This window comes from Streptomyces yangpuensis (genome assembly GCF_024666385.1).
Taxonomy (GTDB): Bacteria; Actinomycetota; Actinomycetes; order Streptomycetales; family Streptomycetaceae; genus Streptomyces; species Streptomyces yangpuensis.
On sequence record NZ_CP102514.1, the window covers coordinates 2,453,990 to 2,469,194 of the forward strand.

The 15,205-nt window shown below is 70.3% G+C and carries 15 protein-coding genes; 8 read left to right on the top strand and 7 right to left on the bottom strand.

Features of this window, described 5'->3' with window-relative positions; genetic code table 11:
- The first annotated feature begins 293 nt into the window (after positions 1 to 293).
- A complete protein-coding gene (locus NRK68_RS11310; protein ID WP_257857822.1) occupies positions 294 to 1,751 on the top strand; it encodes an NF041680 family putative transposase in 1,458 nt (485 codons plus the stop codon).
- Between the two features lie 281 nt (positions 1,752 to 2,032).
- Here NRK68_RS11310 and NRK68_RS11315 read toward each other — a convergent pair whose 3' ends face one another.
- The gene (locus NRK68_RS11315) at positions 2,033 to 2,488 is read right to left on the bottom strand and encodes a MarR family winged helix-turn-helix transcriptional regulator (RefSeq protein WP_183065277.1); all 456 of its coding nucleotides are present in this window, start codon (positions 2,486 to 2,488) and stop codon (positions 2,033 to 2,035) included.
- A gap of 58 nt (positions 2,489 to 2,546) precedes the next feature.
- On the opposite strand from NRK68_RS11315, the gene NRK68_RS11320 reads away from it, so the two are divergent.
- From NRK68_RS11320 to NRK68_RS11330, 3 genes are read left to right on the top strand one after another with little or no spacing between them, the layout of a single operon-like run.
- Entirely contained in the window at positions 2,547 to 2,924 is a 378-nt protein-coding gene (locus NRK68_RS11320) for a DoxX family protein (RefSeq protein WP_257855713.1), read from the top strand.
- A gap of 54 nt (positions 2,925 to 2,978) precedes the next feature.
- Positions 2,979 to 4,067, top strand: coding sequence for an aldo/keto reductase (locus NRK68_RS11325; RefSeq protein ID WP_257855714.1), 1,089 nt, complete (start codon positions 2,979 to 2,981; stop codon positions 4,065 to 4,067).
- 21 nt (positions 4,068 to 4,088) lie between these two features.
- Positions 4,089 to 4,682, top strand: a complete 594-nt coding sequence (locus NRK68_RS11330) for a TetR/AcrR family transcriptional regulator (RefSeq protein ID WP_183065281.1) — start codon at positions 4,089 to 4,091, stop codon at positions 4,680 to 4,682.
- 345 nt (positions 4,683 to 5,027) lie between these two features.
- On the opposite strand, the gene NRK68_RS11335 is transcribed toward NRK68_RS11330, so the two are convergent.
- Positions 5,028 to 6,410 carry a glycine--tRNA ligase gene (locus tag NRK68_RS11335; RefSeq protein ID WP_183065283.1) on the bottom strand — a complete coding sequence of 461 codons (1,383 nt, stop codon included), beginning with the start codon at positions 6,408 to 6,410 and terminating at the stop codon, positions 5,028 to 5,030.
- A 155-nt stretch (positions 6,411 to 6,565) separates the two neighbouring features.
- On the opposite strand from NRK68_RS11335, the gene NRK68_RS11340 reads away from it, so the two are divergent.
- Genes NRK68_RS11340 through NRK68_RS11355 form a run of 4 tightly spaced genes read left to right on the top strand, consistent with a single transcriptional unit; the run spans position 6,566 to position 9,750 of the window.
- A complete protein-coding gene (locus tag NRK68_RS11340; RefSeq protein ID WP_183065285.1) occupies positions 6,566 to 7,591 on the top strand; it encodes a metal ABC transporter substrate-binding protein in 1,026 nt (341 codons plus the stop codon).
- The gene (locus NRK68_RS11345) at positions 7,591 to 8,409 is read left to right on the top strand and encodes a metal ABC transporter ATP-binding protein (RefSeq protein ID WP_373023512.1); all 819 of its coding nucleotides are present in this window, start codon (positions 7,591 to 7,593) and stop codon (positions 8,407 to 8,409) included. Before NRK68_RS11340 ends, NRK68_RS11345 begins: the two co-directional genes overlap by 1 nt.
- Positions 8,409 to 9,272: a metal ABC transporter permease gene (locus NRK68_RS11350; protein ID WP_183065287.1), complete on the top strand. Its 864-nt coding sequence runs from the start codon at positions 8,409 to 8,411 to the stop codon at positions 9,270 to 9,272. Before NRK68_RS11345 ends, NRK68_RS11350 begins: the two co-directional genes overlap by 1 nt.
- A 52-nt stretch (positions 9,273 to 9,324) precedes the next feature.
- Positions 9,325 to 9,750, top strand: coding sequence for a Fur family transcriptional regulator (locus NRK68_RS11355; protein WP_308296129.1), 426 nt, complete (start codon positions 9,325 to 9,327; stop codon positions 9,748 to 9,750).
- Between the two features lie 85 nt (positions 9,751 to 9,835).
- Here the strand turns inward: NRK68_RS11355 and NRK68_RS11360 are convergent, their stop codons facing one another.
- The 5 genes from NRK68_RS11360 to NRK68_RS11380 form a co-directional block, all read right to left on the bottom strand.
- Entirely contained in the window at positions 9,836 to 10,402 is a 567-nt protein-coding gene (locus tag NRK68_RS11360) for a YcxB family protein (protein ID WP_183065289.1), read from the bottom strand.
- 25 nt (positions 10,403 to 10,427) lie between these two features.
- Positions 10,428 to 11,255: an isoprenyl transferase gene (locus tag NRK68_RS11365; RefSeq protein WP_183065291.1), complete on the bottom strand. Its 828-nt coding sequence runs from the start codon at positions 11,253 to 11,255 to the stop codon at positions 10,428 to 10,430.
- Positions 11,256 to 11,266: 11 nt separating this feature from the next.
- Positions 11,267 to 12,013: a DNA repair protein RecO gene (gene recO / locus NRK68_RS11370; RefSeq protein ID WP_183065293.1), complete on the bottom strand. Its 747-nt coding sequence runs from the start codon at positions 12,011 to 12,013 to the stop codon at positions 11,267 to 11,269.
- Between the two features lie 63 nt (positions 12,014 to 12,076).
- Complete coding sequence (locus NRK68_RS11375) at positions 12,077 to 13,378, bottom strand: phospholipase D-like domain-containing protein (protein WP_257855715.1); 1,302 nt, start codon at positions 13,376 to 13,378, stop codon at positions 12,077 to 12,079.
- A 186-nt stretch (positions 13,379 to 13,564) separates the two neighbouring features.
- The gene (locus NRK68_RS11380) at positions 13,565 to 15,088 is read right to left on the bottom strand and encodes a nucleobase:cation symporter-2 family protein (RefSeq protein ID WP_257855716.1); all 1,524 of its coding nucleotides are present in this window, start codon (positions 15,086 to 15,088) and stop codon (positions 13,565 to 13,567) included.
- Positions 15,089 to 15,205 lie beyond the last annotated feature (117 nt).

Genomic DNA, 15,205 nt, shown 5'->3' on the forward strand with positions numbered 1-15,205 from the left:
TAATCCCCGGTGGATCAGCGCGCGGCGTCAGATGCGGTGCATCGCAAGGCGGAGGGGCGTCCTCATACTGGGCGTATTCGGGCGTTCCGACAACGCAGCGAGGTGCCGTAGCTGTCGTCGTGCGCCCGCCGGGGATTACGGGACAGCCCTTAGCTTGATCTTTAACGTCCGAGGTCGAACGATGCCTCGTACTTGATCACTCGGTTCGGTAACCGCCGTACGCGGAAGCGGCCTTCGTCTGGATCATGTGTTCCGACCAAGGAACACACATGTCCAGCGCGAAGGCCGTGGGGATGAGTCTGCTGCATCGTGATGGCCGGCGGGAGCCGTTGGCGGAACTGTCACGCTTCCGGGGCGAGTTCTACTCCTGTCTCACCGCTCGTTCGGACGCGCTGTTCGAGTTGGCCGACGCGGTTCTGTGCGGCGACGGGCCGGTGCGATCACTGGCCGAGCTGTCACTGGTAGGTGAACACCGGCGCGGTCACGGAGGGCTTTATGCCGCGCTCGCCCAGGGCCGGCTCGACGCGGACCGGATGCGGCAGGTCCTGGCCTCGGTGCCGCTTCCGCGGGCCGCCGACGGGCGGCTGGTACTGGCCGTGGACGTGACCTGCTGGCTGCGGCCCGACGCCCACACCTCACCCCAGCGGATCCTGTGCCACACCTACGGACGGGGCAAAGACCAGCACATTCCCGTCCCCGGCTGGCCGTACTCGATCATCTGCGCGCTGGAGCCCGGCCGCAGCTCGTGGACCGCCCCGCTGGACGCGTTGCGTCTGGCACCCGGGGACGACACGGCCACCATCACCGCCCGACAGTTGCGCGAGCTGATCGAGCGGCTGATCACCGCAGGCCAGTGGCAGGTCGGTGACCCGGAAGTCCTCGTCGTCGCGGACGCCGGATACGACGCGCCCCGCCTGGCCCACCTCCTGCGGGACCTGCCGGTCCAGGTCCTGGCACGGATGCGCTCGGACCGTGTCCTGCGCAGAGCCGCCCCACCACGACAGCCCCACATCATGGGGCGCCCTCCCCGGCACGGCAGCGAGTTCGTCTTCGGGCAGCCCGACACCTGGGGCACCCCGGACGCCGAGTCCGTCACCGACACGCGCCTATACGGCACCGCCAACGCCCGATGCTGGGACCGGCTCCACCCCAAGCTGACCCACCGATCTTCCTGGGCCGGAGCAGACGGCACCCTCCCGATCGTCGAGGGGACGGTGATCCGTCTGGACATCGACCACCTGCCCAGCGGAGCAACCCCCAAGCCGGTCTGGCTGTGGTGGTCCGGCACCGACGCGGAGGCAGCTGACGTCGACCGCCTCTGGCAGGCATACCTGCGGCGTTTCGACATCGAGCACACCTTCCGCCTGTTCAAGCAGACCCTCGGCTGGACCTCTCCGAAGATCCGCACCCCCGAGGCGGGGGACCGGTGGACCTGGCTGGTCCTCGCCGCCTACACCCAGCTCCGTCTCGCCCGGCCACTGGCAGCCGACCTGCGTCGGCCCTGGGAGAAGCCCGCACCCGTCGAACGCCTCACGCCCGCCCGCGTCCGCCGAGACTTCCGGCACATCCGCCCGAAGACCACCTGCCCGGCCGGTGCACCGAAACCCTCCCGCCCCGGCCCCGGCAGGCCACCAGGCCGCAAGAACACTCGGCCCACCCCACGACACGACGTGCACACAGTCCGCAAACCCGACACCACGAAACCGAAAACGAAAAAGCCAACGACTCCTCGCCCACGCCGCACAGGTTAAAGATCAAGTTAGGCACCGCCCGGGGGATCGGGGTCGACCCGGGCCTGGTCCCGCCTGCCCCGCGGCGCCCGGCCCCGCACCTCGCCGCGTTGCCGGGGCGCGCGTAGGTCCCGTACGCGGCGGCGCTCCGCCGGGCGGGGCTTCCCCCCGGGCCGGCGGGCCCGGAGGCCCCATGGCGCCGGACGCCGCCGGGCCCGCACCACCGGGCGGCCGGGGCTACGTCGCGGACGCGCCCCCGGGCGCGCCTCTCCGGGTCCTGCCGGTCACGGCCTGGGCATCGGTCATTCGTCGCAGGCGAAGTCCTCGGCCGAGGCGTTGACCCGGTCGAGGAGGGCGCGCAGGTGGTCGCGTTCCTGGGCCGACAGGCCGGCGAACATGCCGTCCTCGACCTCGTCGAGGGCGGCGTTCGTCTTCGTCAGGGCGGCCTCACCGGCGGGGGTGATGGCCACGTTGTGCCGGCGGCGGTCGGCGGGGTCGCGGCGGCGTTCGGCGAGGCCTTCGCCCTCCAGGTCGTTCAGAACCCCGACGAGGACGCTCGGGTCCACCTCCAGCCGGTCGGCGAGCGCCCGCTGGCTGATGGGGCCGCCCTCCAGGTGCATCAGCGTCATCGCGTGCCGCGGGGTGAGCCCGGCCGCGCCGAGGGCGCGCTTCATGCGGGTCTGGGTGACCGCTCCGTGCCAGGCCAGCAGCAGGCCCAGCCGCTGCGGGGGGTGTGATCCGTCCTGGTCTGCCGTCATGGTCCACATCGTAGCAACCAGGAAATGATTGCTAAGGGCATATCGTTGATGCTATTCAATGATCTGGTACACCCAATCATTGGAGCGCTTCATGTTCATCGCCTACGCCATCGTCGGCGGCCTGCTCGCCCTCGCCCTGGCCGCCTCCGCCGCCTTCTCCCTCCAGCGCAACGAGCAGATCGTCGCGAGCATGCGGAAGGTCCAGGTCCCCGACTCCTGGCTGCCGCGACTGGCCGCCCTCAAGGCCGCGGGCGCGATCGGCCTGATAGCCGGCCTGTGGATCACCCCGCTCGGGGTGGCCGCGGCGGTCGGCGTGACCCTCTACTTCATCGGCGCCGTCATCAGCCACCTGCGGGTCAGGGACTACGAGCTGGCGCCGGCGGCCGTCCTCACGCTGGTCGCGGCGGCGGCGCTGACCCTGCGGGTCCTGGCGTGACACCGACGGGTGACAGATATTGAAATCTGTCACCCGTCATGTCATTCTCGTTCCATGACCACGAACGAGCGCTTCGACGCGACCACCGGCACCCCGACCACCACCACGACCGCCGCCCCGACCACGACGGCCCGCCGGCGCCTCGGGAGCACGGGCCCCGCCGTCTTCCCGATCGGGCTGGGCTGCATGGGGATGTCCGCCCTCTACGGGGAGGCCGACCGCTCCGAGTCCATCGCGACCATCCACGCGTACCTGGACGCGGTCCCCGAGGGCGTGAACGCATTGCTCGACACCGGCGACTTCTACGGCATGGGCCACAACGAGCTGCTGATCCACGAGGCTCTGCGCACGGCACCCGCTGCGGCCCGCGACCGGGCGCTGACCAGCGTGAAGTTCGGCGCGCTGCGCACGGTCGAGGGCGGCTTCACCGGATACGACGGCCGGCCCGAGGCCGTCAGGAATTTCCTGGCCTACTCGCTCCAGCGGCTCGGCCGGGACCACATCGACGTCTACCGGATCGCCCGGGTGGACCCGGACGTGCCGATCGAGGAGACCGTCGGGGCCATCGCCGAAGCGGTCGAGGCCGGGCACGTGCGTCACATCGGCCTCTCCGAGGTCGGCGCCGACACCCTGCGCCGGGCCGCTGCCGTGGCCCCGATCTCCGACCTCCAGATCGAGTATTCGCTGATTTCGCGCGGGATCGAGGACGAGATCCTGCCGACCGCGCGCGAGCTCGGCATCGGCGTCACGGCGTACGGGGTGCTGTCCCGCGGTCTGATCAGCGGCCACTTCACCCGTGACCGGGCGCTGGCCCCGGGCGACTTCCGCGGGATGAGCCCCCGCTTCCAGGGCGAGAACCTCCACCGCAACCTGGACCTGGTCGACGCCCTGCGCAAGGTCGCCGACGACAAGGGTGTGAGCGTCGCCCAGACCGCCATCGCCTGGGTGCTCTCGCGCGGTGCGGACATAGTGCCGCTGGTGGGCGCCCGGCGCCGGGACCGCCTCACCGAGGCACTGGGTGCGCTGCGGATAGACCTCGGCCCGGCGGACCTGGCCGCCATCGAGGCGGCTGTGCCCGCCGGTGCGGCAGCGGGCGACCGGTATCCCGCGGCGCAGATGGCCCACCTCGACAGCGAGCACTGAGCGGGCGGTACGGTCGTACCCATGCCACCCGCTGCCGCCGAGCCCCTCACCCCCGAGCGCATCCTCGAGACCACCGAGGAGGTGCTGCGCCGCTTCGGCCCCACCAAGGCGACCGTCGTGGACGTGGCGCGCGCCCTGGGCGTCAGCCACGGCAGCGTCTACCGCCACTTCCCCTCGAAGGCCGCGCTGCGCGAGGCGGTCACGGACCGGTGGCTCGCCAAGAGCGTCGTGATGCTGGAGCAGATCACCTCGGCCCCCGCCGAAAGCGCGCCCGGCAAGCTGGAGGCCTGGCTGGAGGCGCTGTTCGAGGCCAAGCGCCACAAGGCCGGCGACGATCCCGAGCTGTTCGCCACGTACACGGTGCTCCTCGCCGAGAACAGCGGGACGGTGGAGCAGCATCTGACCGAGCTGATCGACCAACTGGCGCGGATCATCGCCCAGGGAGTCGCCGACGGTTCACTCGCGGCCCGCGACGTGCCGGCTGCGGCCCGCGCGGTCTTCGACGCCACCGGCCGCTTCCACGACCCGCAGTACGCGGCGGAGTGGTTCTCCCCCACCATCACCGCGGAGTTCGAGGCGGTCACGGCTCTGGTGATCCGGGGCCTGCGGGCCTGACCCGCGCCCGATCGTCCCGAACGGGCCGTCCGTCACGCCTCGGAGGATCCCGACCATCGGGCTCGACGCGATCGCGCCGGTCATCACGGACCAGCAGCTGAGCGACCACGGCCGGAGCGAGTTCGGCGCGCTCCTGCTCAGCCGGCGCGTGGCCCGTGCCGGCAGCGATCAATCCGGCCCTGCGCCGCACGCTCGACGAATTCTCCGTCATCACCCTGGCCACCCCGCCGCACCCCGGCCGCTGACGTTCAGGCCTCGGCGGCCTGACCGCAGCGGCGGGGAGAACGGCCGGTGGCCCGGTGCGCAGCGTGCGCACCGGGCCACCGGTCGTTCGTGCGACGGTCGTCAGCAGCCGAGCAGGCGGCTGCCGAGGTAGCCCTGGATCTGGTCCAGGGAGACGCGCTCCTGCTTCATGGTGTCGCGCTCGCGCACGGTCACCGCGTTGTCGTCCAGGGTGTCGAAGTCGACGGTGACGCAGAACGGCGTACCGATCTCGTCCTGGCGGCGGTAGCGGCGGCCGATGGCACCCGCGTCGTCGAACTCGATGTTCCAGTTCTTGCGCAGGTCGGCGGCGAGGCCCTTGGCCTTCGGCGACAGCTGCGCGTTGCGGGACAGCGGCAGGACGGCGACCTTGATCGGGGCAAGGCGCGGGTCGAGGCGCATCACGGTGCGCTTCTCCATGACGCCCTTGGCGTTGGGGGCCTCGTCCTCGTTGTACGCGTCGAGCATGAAGGCGAGCATGGCGCGGTTCACACCGGCCGCCGGCTCGATGACGAACGGGGTGTACCGCTCGCCGGCCTCCTGGTCGAAGAAGGAGAGGTCCTGGCCGGAGGCCGCCGAGTGCGCCTTGAGGTCGTAGTCCGTGCGGTTGGCGACGCCCTCGAGCTCGGAGAACTCACTGCCACCGAAGTTGAAGCGGTACTCGATGTCGGCGGTGCGCTTCGAGTAGTGGGACAGCTTCTCCTTCGGGTGCTCGTACCAGCGGATGTTCTCCTCGCGGATGCCGAGGTCGCGGTACCAGTTCCACCGCTCCTGCATCCAGTACTCCTGCCACTGCTCGTCCTCGCCGGGCTTGACGAAGAACTCCATCTCCATCTGCTCGAACTCGCGGGTGCGGAAGATGAAGTTGCCCGGCGTGATCTCGTTGCGGAAGGACTTGCCCATCTGCGCGATGCCGAAGGGGGGCTTCTTGCGCGAGGTCACCTGGACCTGGGCGAACTGCGTGAAGATGCCCTGGGCGGTCTCGGGGCGCAGGTACGCCTTGGAGCCGGTGTCCTGGGTCGGGCCGAGGTGGGTCTCCAGCATGCCGGAGAACTGCTTCGGCTCGGTGAACTGGCCCTTCACACCGCAGTTGGGGCAGTTGATGTCGGCCAGGCCGTTGGCGGGCACGCGGCCGTGCTTGGCCTCGTACGCCTCTTCCAGGTGGTCGGCGCGGTGGCGCTTGTGGCAGGAGGTGCACTCGGTCAGCGGGTCCGAGAACGTGGCGACGTGGCCGGAGGCCACCCAGACCTCGGGGGCCAGGATCACGGACGAGTCGAGACCGACGACGTCCTCACGCCCGGTGACCATGGCCTTCCACCACTGGCGCTTGATGTTCTCCTTGAGCTCGACACCCAGCGGACCGTAATCCCAGGCAGCCCGGGAGCCGCCGTAGATCTCACTGCACGGGAAAACGAAGCCACGGCGCTTGCTCAGGCTGACGATGGTGTCGATCTTGTCGGCGGCCACGGTGCTCTCTTCATTACGAGGACGAACGGCGAAGTCCTTAGGTTACCGGCGCCCGCACCCCCCCTTTCAAATCGGTTCCCCTTCCACGGCCGCCTACCCAGCTCCCCCACCTGGGTTTTTGACAACCGTTTCCATCTTTGATGAAAATGGATGTCATGAACGTACGACGCCTCATACCCACCGCCGCCCTCGCCGGCGCCGTCGCCCTCGGTGCCACGGCCCTGACCGCCTGCTCCGGAGCGGGCGCCACCGGCGGCGAGGACGGCAAGCTCGGCGTGACGGCGTCGTTCTACCCGCTGCAGTTCCTCGCCGAGCAGATCGGCAAGGAGCACGTGAAGGTCGACGCTCTGACCAAGCCGGGCGTCGAACCGCACGACCTGGAGATCACGCCCAAGCAGACCGCGCAGCTCGGTGAGGCCGATGTGGTCCTCTACCTCAAGAGCCTGCAGCCCGCCGTCGACAAGGCCGTCGCCCAGTCCGGCGTGAAGAACATCGTCGACGCCGCCACCCTCACCTCGCCGGAGGCCCACGGCGCCGGGCCGGGCCACGGCGAGGAGGGCCACGCGCACCAGGAGGGCGACGAGCACGCCGGAGAGCACGCCGGAGAACAGACCGGTGAGCACGCCGGGGAGCACGAGGGCCACGACCACGGCGGGAACGGCACCGACCCCCACGTCTGGCTCGACCCGGTGAAGTACGCGGAGATCGCCAAGGGCCTCGGCGCGGCCCTGGAGAAGGCCGACCCCGGCCACTCGGCGGACTACCGGAAGAACACCGACGAACTGGTCGGCAAGCTGGCCGCGTTGGACACCGAGTTCAAGGACGGCCTGAAGAACACGGCCTCCCGGACCTTCATCACCACCCACTCCGCCTTCGGTCACCTCGCCGGGCGCTACGGCCTCCACCAGGAGGGCATCGCCGGCGTCGACCCCGAGTCCGAGCCCAGCCCCGCCCGGATGAAGGATCTTCAGGCCGTCGCGAAGAAGGACAATGTCACCACCGTGTTCTTCGAGACGCTGGCCAGCGACAAGACGGCGAAGACCCTCGCGACCGACACCGGCCTGAAGACCGACGTCCTCGACCCCCTCGAGGGCATCACCGACAAGTCCCAGGGCACCGACTACTTCGAGGTCATGCGGTCCAACCTGAAGAACCTCCAGAAGGCACTCGGAGCCAAGTGATGACAGCAGCAACGGAGGCGCGAGCCATGCAGTCCACGCCCCGGCCGGCCGACGACCGGCCCGTCATATCCCTGCGCGGGGCCAAGGCCTCGCTCGGCTCGCGCCCCGTGCTGCGCGGAATCGACCTCGCCGTCCACCGCGGCGAGGTCGTCGCCCTGCTCGGGGCCAACGGCTCCGGCAAGTCCACGGCCGTCCGCGCCGTGGTCGGGCAGGTCCCGCTGACCGACGGCTCCCTCAGCCTCTTCGGTACCGACTTCAAGCGCTTCCGCGACTGGTCGCGCATCGGCTACGTCCCGCAGCGCACCACCGCCGCCGGCGGCGTCCCGGCCACCGTCCGCGAGGTCGTCTCCTCCGGCCGCCTCGCCCGCTCCCGCTTCGGCCTCCTGCGCAAGGCCGACAAGGCCGCCATCGAGCACGCCCTGGCGCTCGTCGGCATGGACGCGCACGCCGACGTCTCGGTGGATGCCCTCTCCGGCGGCCAGCACCAGCGCGTCCTCATAGCCCGGGCGCTCGCCGTCGAACCCGAACTGCTGATCATGGACGAGCCGATGGCGGGTGTGGACCTCGCCAACCAGGAGGTCCTGGCGAGCGCCCTGCGCACGCAGGTCGAAGCCGGCTCGGCCGTCCTGCTCGTCCTGCACGAGCTGGGCCCGCTGGAGCCCCTGATCGACCGCGCCGTCGTCCTGCGCGACGGCTGCGTCGTCCACGACGGCCCGCCCCCGGAGGCCGTGGGCCAGCACGCCCTGCCCGGCCACGACCACGTACACCCCCACGCGGCGCACGACGCCGAGCCCCTGCGGACGGGACTGCTGAGCTGATGGACATCCTCGACTACGCCTTCATGCAGCGCGCGCTGATCGCGGCCGCCCTGGTCGGCGTCACGGCCCCCGCCATCGGCACGTACCTCGTCCAGCGCCGCCAGGCGCTCATGGGCGACGGCCTCGGCCACGTCGCCATGACCGGTGTCGCCCTCGGCTTCGTGCTGCAGTCCAGCCCGGTCTGGATGGCGACCCTGGTCGCCGTCATCGGCGCCGTCGGCATGGAACTGATCCGCACCCGCGGCAGGACCAGCGGGGACGTCGCCCTCGCCATGCTGTTCTACGGCGGCCTCGCCGGCGGCGTCATGATCATCAACCTCGGCGGCGGCCAGACCGCCAGCCTCCTGGGCTCCATGTTCGGCTCGATCACCACGGTCGCCGCCGAGGACGTCACCGCGATGGCGATCCTCGCCGCCTTCGTCCTCGCCGTCGCGATCGGCCTGCGCCGGCAGCTCTTCGCCGTCTGCCAGGACGAGGAGTTCGCCCGGGTCACCGGACTGCCCGTACGCGCCCTGAACCTGCTGATGGCGGTCACCGCCGCGGTCACCGTCACCGTCGCCATGCGCATCGTCGGCCTGCTGCTGGTCAGCGCGATGCTGGTGATCCCGGTCGCCGCCGCCCAGCGGCTCACCCGCAGCTTCGCCACCACGCTGGGGCTGGCCATGGCGATCAGCGTGACCGTCTCCCTGACCGGCACCGCTGCGACCTACTACATCAACGTGCCCTCGGGCGCGACGATCGTGCTGCTCGCGATCGGCGTCTTCATGGTGCTGACCGCCCTCTCCGCCCCCCTGGCCCGCCGCCGGGCCAAGGCCGCGCAGACGGCCGAAGAGGTCTGCACGCGCGACGATGTGAAGGTCTAGGGGCCTTGAAGGGCTGGCACAATGGCGGCAGGCCCTATACGAGGAGGAACCGGTGGCGACTGCGCCTGGCGAGATGAATACCGCGCCAGTACGAGGACGATCCACCCGCCAGCGGGCCGCGGTGGCGGCCGCGCTGGACGAGGTGGACGAGTTCCGCAGCGCCCAGGAACTCCACGACATGCTCAAGCACCGCGGTGACTCCGTGGGCCTGACCACCGTTTACCGCACCCTGCAGTCCCTGGCGGACGCGGGCGAGGTCGACGTCCTGCGCACCAGTGACGGCGAGTCCGTCTACCGCCGATGCTCCACCGGCGATCACCACCACCACCTGGTGTGCCGCAAGTGCGGCAAGGCCGTCGAGGTGGAGGGCCCGGCCGTGGAGAAGTGGGCGGAGTCCATCGCCGCCGAGCACGGCTACGTGAACGTCGCCCACACGGTGGAGATCTTCGGCACCTGCGCCGACTGCGCCAAGGTCTGAGGACCGCCGGAGCGGGCGGAGCCGGTCCCGGGCCCGCGGTCGGCAGGCGGGCCCTGCCCGCACCCGGCCGGGACCCCGCGCCGGTCTAGATCCGCTCCAGCTTCCCGTCCAGGAGCGCCCGCAGGACGTCCTGCTCGCCGGGGTCCGCGAGGCCGCGCTTGGGGAGCAGCGCCCCGCCGAGCACCCGCTTGTCGCCGGAGTAGAGCATGAAGGTCGCGGGGGTCTCCGCGTAGCACGACAGCGCGGTCCAGCGCAGGTGGACGGAGCCCTGCGCGGAGTCGACGGTGACGCCCTCGCCGTCGACGACCGCCCGGCACTCCCCCGCCGCCGCCAGCAGCCCGCGCGTCGTCCCGGCCATGATCCGGTGGCCGAACAGTACGAAGGCCCAGCCGAAGAGGCCCATCACGGACAGCGCCGCGGCCGACCCGAGGGCCTCGCCGCCCTGCGCCACGATGATCGCGGCGTACCCGGGCCCCACCAGACCGATGAGAACGAACGGCAGGCGCTGACGGCGCCCCGCCCTCGACCGGCCGTAGGGCCGCAGGCCCTCGGCCATGTCGGCGACCGTCGGCGTGTAGCGCAGCTCGACCACCTGCCCCGCCGACGCCGTTCCGTGTATCCGATACAGCGGATCCCCGCCCGTGATGTCCATGAGCGGGGATCCTAGGCGCAGGGTGTCAGGAGGCCGTACCCGGGCCCTCCGGCTGGTTGGGGACCGCGCCGCCGAAGCGGCGGTCGCGCTGGGCGTACTCCAGGCACGCCGCCCACAGGTTGCGGCGGTCGAAGTCCGGCCACAGCACGTCCTGGAAGACCATCTCGGCGTACGCGCTCTGCCAGAGCAGGTAGTTGGAGGTGCGCTGCTCGCCGCTCGGGCGCAGGAACAGGTCCACGTCCGGCATGTCGGGGTAGTAGATGTACTTGGCGAAGGTCTTCTCGTTGACCTTCGAGGGGTCGAGCTTGCCCGCCGCCACGTCCCGGGCGATGGCCTGCGCCGCGTCGGCGATCTCCGCGCGGCCGCCGTAGTTGACGCAGAAGTACAGGGTCATGGCGTCGTTGTCGACGGTCTGCTCCTGCGCGACCTGGAGTTCCTGGACGACCGACTTCCACATCTTCGGCATCCGGCCGACCCAGCGGATGCGGATGCCGAGCTCGTTCATCTCGTCGCGGCGGCGCCGGATGACGTCGCGGTTGAAGTTCATCAGGAAGCGGACCTCGTCGGGCGAGCGCTTCCAGTTCTCCGTCGAGAAGGCGTACAGGGAGAGGTTCTTGACGCCCAACTCCAGGCAGCCCTTCAGCACGTCGAGGACGACGCCCTCGCCGACCTTGTGCCCCTCGGTGCGCGGCAGGCCGCGCTCCTTGGCCCAGCGGCCGTTGCCGTCCATGACGACGGCGACGTGGTTCGGGACCAGCTCGCCGGGGATCTTCGGCGGGACCGCACCGGAGGGGTGCGGCTCGGGAACCTTGTACTCCCGGCGAGAGCGTCCCAGAATCCCGCGTCGTGCCATGTGCCCAGCTCCTATTTCTCGACGTATCGCAAGGAGCGTAGCCCGCGCTCCAGATGCCAGTGCAAATAGGCGGAGACCAGCCCGCTGCCCTCCCGCACGTGACGCGCCTCACACGCGTCGGCATGCCCCCAGTCGCCCGTCAGCAGGGCGCTGAGCAGGGCGATGGCCTCCGACGAGGGTACGACGCTGCCGGGCACCCGGCAGTCCCCGCATATGACCCCGCCCGCGGCGACGGAGAAGTGCCGGTTGGGTCCGTGGATGCCGCACTTCGCGCAGTCCTCGAAGCTGGGCGCGTAGCCGTTGACGGCGAGGGAGCGCAGCAGGAAGGCGTCCAGGATGAGGTGCGGCTCGTGTTCGGCGCGCGAGAGGGTGCGCAGGGCTCCGACGAGCAGCAGGTACTGCTGCACGGCGGGCTCGCCCTCGTTCTCGGTGAACCGCTCGGCGGTCTCCAGCATGGCGGTGCCGGCGGTGTAGCGGGCGTAGTCGGTGACGATGCCGTTGCCGTACGGGGCGATGATCTCGGTCTGGGTGCAGAGCGGGAGGCTGCGGCCGACCAGTTCGCTGCCGCGGGCGAAGAACTGCACGTCGGCATGGGAGAAAGGTTCCAGCCGGGCGCCGAACTTGGACTTCGTGCGCCGGACCCCGCGGGCGACGGCCCGCACCCTGCCGTGGCCCCTGGTCAGCAGCGTGATGATGCGGTCCGCCTCACCGAGCTTCTGGGTGCGCAGCACGATGCCGTCGTCGCGGAACAGACTCATGCGCCCATTGTCCCGCACCGGATGCGGGACAACGGGCGCCGGCCACCGCCCGACGGGCGGGTCCTACTGGAAGGGGACCGCCTCGGGCGGTGCGCAGATGCCCTTCTTGTCTCCCGTACCGCTGAGCACGTCGTCGAAGTTGTTCTCGAACTGCTGGTACACGGTGCGGTCGGAGATCTTCAGGAGCGTGTCGTCGTGACCGCGCAGGGTCGGGACGGTGTAGTTGGCGCTGCCCGTGAAGACGAGGGCGGCGTCGTCCACGTCCCCGTACGCACCCTCGATGAGCAGGTACTTCGAGTGCAGGCCCACGCCCTGGCCGGGCTGGTTGGGCGAGTCGGCCACGCAGGCGGCCCGGGCGCTGAGCTTGCGGACCTTGCCGCTGTCGAGGGCGCGGATCACGTCACCGCTGACGGAGCTGCCCTCGTCGGTCTTGGTGTAGCCGTTGTAGAAGACATAGACGTGGCATCCCTGGTCGCGCAGCGACGCCAGCTTCCTGGCCACTTCCTCGCGGGTGAAGGCGAACATGGCGACACGGACCTTGGTGCCCTGGTCGGGCAGGCACCGGACGTTGTCGAGCACCGAGACCACGGTGTCGGTGGACGGGTCCGTCACGGGAGCGCCCTGCTTCTCCTGGCGGGGGAAGAAGAACGTCTCGTAGGGGCCGTCCTGGCGGGTCTTGTAGTAGTGCGTGAGGCCGGGGCCCTGTCCGCGGGTCACCAGCTCCTGGTGGTATTTGCGGTATGTGGCGTGGAGACCGGCGTGCGGGATGACGACGGCGTTGTTGTACAGGTTGTTCCGCTGGCTCTCGGTGAGGTTCGCGGAGGACTGGTAGACCACGTTCTCCGCGCCGGCGACCTTGCTGAAGAGGAAGAACTTGTTGTGGTTGATCGGCGCGCTGTTCAGGCCCGTGCGGGTGCCGATGCAGCCCCGGCCGGCCGGGCAGCCGAACAGGTAGGAGCCGGCGGTGGTGTCGGTACCGAGCGCCTCACGCAGCCTGGGGACCTGGGAGTCCTTCTGCTCCAGCGCCTTGGCGTCGACGATCATCCTGACCTTGACGCCCCGGGCCGCCGCGCGGATCAGGGCGGTCGCGACGGGCTCGTCGTTGAACAGGAAGACGGTGCCGTTGATCTCGGAGCCGTTGTCCGCCCGCTGGATCAGGTCGACGAGTTCGTTGCGTACGGCGTCGCGCCTGCCCGCGTCCGCCGACATGGGGTCGTTGAAGACCGCCGTCGCCTGGGTGGGGACTTTGTACGCCGGGTTGCGGAGGGGGTCCTCGGCGGCCCCCGCACCGCTGGTGGTCAGCAGGGCGGCCAGGGTGGCCAGGGCGGTTGCGGCCGCGGTGCGGCCGAGTGCGCGGATGCGCATGTGCGGGTCCGTTCGTCCGGAAAGATGCGGGCTTCGTGGGGGGAGGCTCCGCGCGGAGCGAAGATGATCTTAAGAAGCCGGGGCCGCTCCGCCGTAGCGGTTTTCCGGACGGGGACGGAGCGGGGACAGCGACGACCCCTCGTCCGGACGTCGGTCCGGACGAGGGGTCGGCACCCCTTGGGAGGGTCAGGGGGCGGACGGGGACGGCGAGGGGTCGGCGTCGTCCGCCTTCTCGGCTGCGGGGGCGGGGGCGGCGGCCTGGGCCGGCACCGCCGCGGGGACCTTGGCGTCCTCGGCCGGGGCGGCCGCCGGGGCGTCCGCCGGGGTTCCGGCCGCGGGGGTGTCGTGGGCGTCGTCCTTCGCCGGGCCGTTGAGGATGAGGTTGAGCACGATGGCGGCCGTGGCACCCAGCGTGACACCGCTGTTGAGCAACGAGGACAGGTCCGCGTCCATGTGCTTGGTGAAGAAGACCGGGACGGTCGCCGGGAGCAGGGCGAAGGCGAGGGAGATGCCGACGATCAGCGCGTTCTTCTCCTCCTTCAGGTCCACCTTGCCCAGGGTCTGGATACCGGCCAGGGCGACCATGGCGAACATGACGGTCGCGGCGCCGCCGAGGACTCCGTGCGGGACGGCGGCGACGATCGCCGCGGCCTTGGGCAGCAGACCGAGGATGATCATGAAGACACCCGCGGCGACGACCACGAACCGGCTCTTCACCTTCGTCATCCGCACCAGGCCGACGTTCTCGGCGAAGGCGACGTACGGGAAGGAGTTGAGGACGCCGCCGAGGGCGGTGGCGGCGCCGTCGGCGCGTAGGGCGCGGGCCACGGTCTCGCTGTCGACCTCCTTGCCGACGATGTCGCCGACGGCGTACGTGTCACCGGTCGTCTCGACCATGGTGATCAGCATGACGATGAGCATCAGGACGATCGGGAACCACTCGAACTTCGGGACACCGAAGTGGAAGGGCGTGGTGACGCCGATCCAGTCGGACTTGCCCACGTCGCCGAACTTCGCGTCGCCGAGGAGGAAGGCGACTGCCGTACCGACGACCAGGCCGAGGAGGATCGCGATGCTGGAGAGGAACGGCCTGCCGAGCTTCATCAGGATCAGGATGAAGAGCATCGTGCCGCCGGCGTAGGCGAAGTTCTTCGGCTCGCCGAAGTCGGGGCTGCCGAGGCCGCCGGCCGCGTCGTTGAGGCCGACCGGGATCAGGACGATGCCGAGCACGGTGATCACCGTGCCGGTGACGACCGGCGGGAAGAGCCGCATGACCATCCGGAACGCCTTGGCCGGCAGCCAGGCGAAGGCGAAGGTGGCGATACCGGCCGTGATGACCGCGCCGTAGATGACCAGCAGGGCGGCCGTTCCGCCGCCCGCGCCGAGGCCGATGGCGATCATCGGGGACACGGCGGTGAAGGTCACGCCCTGGATCAGCGGCAGTCGCGCGCCGATCCGGCCGATGCCCCAGGCCTGGATGATCGACGCGATACCGCAGGTGAAGAGGTCCGCGTTGATCAGATAGACCAGCTGTTCGGGGCTCAGCTTGAGTGCGCTGCCCACGATGATCGGGACGATCACCGCGCCGGCGTAGAAGGCGAGTACGTGCTGGAAGCCGTACAGCGCGAGCTTGGGGACGGGGAGCACCTCGTCGACCGGGTGCGTGCTCTGCTTTCCGTCGGTGGAAAGCCGGGCGGCGACACGTGCCATCTCAGCCTTGCCCTTCAAGGTAGGTAAGTGAGAGGAGATCTGGTTATCCCTGGGCGAAGTGGGTCGTTAACCCGTTGGTTCGCCAGGGTTTTCAGTACGTTCACGTGGGTCGAAGTC

Excerpts from the sequence above, each read along its gene's own strand:
- recO (WP_183065293.1), bottom strand. The coding sequence starts at position 12,013 with ATGAGTCTGTTCCGCGACGACGGCATCGTGCTGCGCACCCAGAAGCTC.
- NRK68_RS11345 (WP_373023512.1), top strand. The coding sequence starts at position 7,591 with ATGACAGCAGCAACGGAGGCGCGAGCCATGCAGTCCACGCCCCGGCCG.
- NRK68_RS11320 (WP_257855713.1), top strand. The coding sequence starts at position 2,547 with ATGATCTGGTACACCCAATCATTGGAGCGCTTCATGTTCATCGCCTAC.
- NRK68_RS11330 (WP_183065281.1), top strand. The coding sequence starts at position 4,089 with ATGCCACCCGCTGCCGCCGAGCCCCTCACCCCCGAGCGCATCCTCGAG.
- NRK68_RS11310 (WP_257857822.1), top strand. The coding sequence starts at position 294 with ATGAGTCTGCTGCATCGTGATGGCCGGCGGGAGCCGTTGGCGGAACTG.
- NRK68_RS11375 (WP_257855715.1), bottom strand. The coding sequence starts at position 13,378 with ATGCGCATCCGCGCACTCGGCCGCACCGCGGCCGCAACCGCCCTGGCC.
- NRK68_RS11350 (WP_183065287.1), top strand. The coding sequence starts at position 8,409 with ATGGACATCCTCGACTACGCCTTCATGCAGCGCGCGCTGATCGCGGCC.
- NRK68_RS11315 (WP_183065277.1), bottom strand. The coding sequence starts at position 2,488 with ATGACGGCAGACCAGGACGGATCACACCCCCCGCAGCGGCTGGGCCTG.
- NRK68_RS11340 (WP_183065285.1), top strand. The coding sequence starts at position 6,566 with ATGAACGTACGACGCCTCATACCCACCGCCGCCCTCGCCGGCGCCGTC.
- NRK68_RS11365 (WP_183065291.1), bottom strand. The coding sequence starts at position 11,255 with ATGGCACGACGCGGGATTCTGGGACGCTCTCGCCGGGAGTACAAGGTT.
- NRK68_RS11325 (WP_257855714.1), top strand. The coding sequence starts at position 2,979 with ATGACCACGAACGAGCGCTTCGACGCGACCACCGGCACCCCGACCACC.
- NRK68_RS11380 (WP_257855716.1), bottom strand. The coding sequence starts at position 15,088 with ATGGCACGTGTCGCCGCCCGGCTTTCCACCGACGGAAAGCAGAGCACG.
- NRK68_RS11360 (WP_183065289.1), bottom strand. The coding sequence starts at position 10,402 with ATGGACATCACGGGCGGGGATCCGCTGTATCGGATACACGGAACGGCG.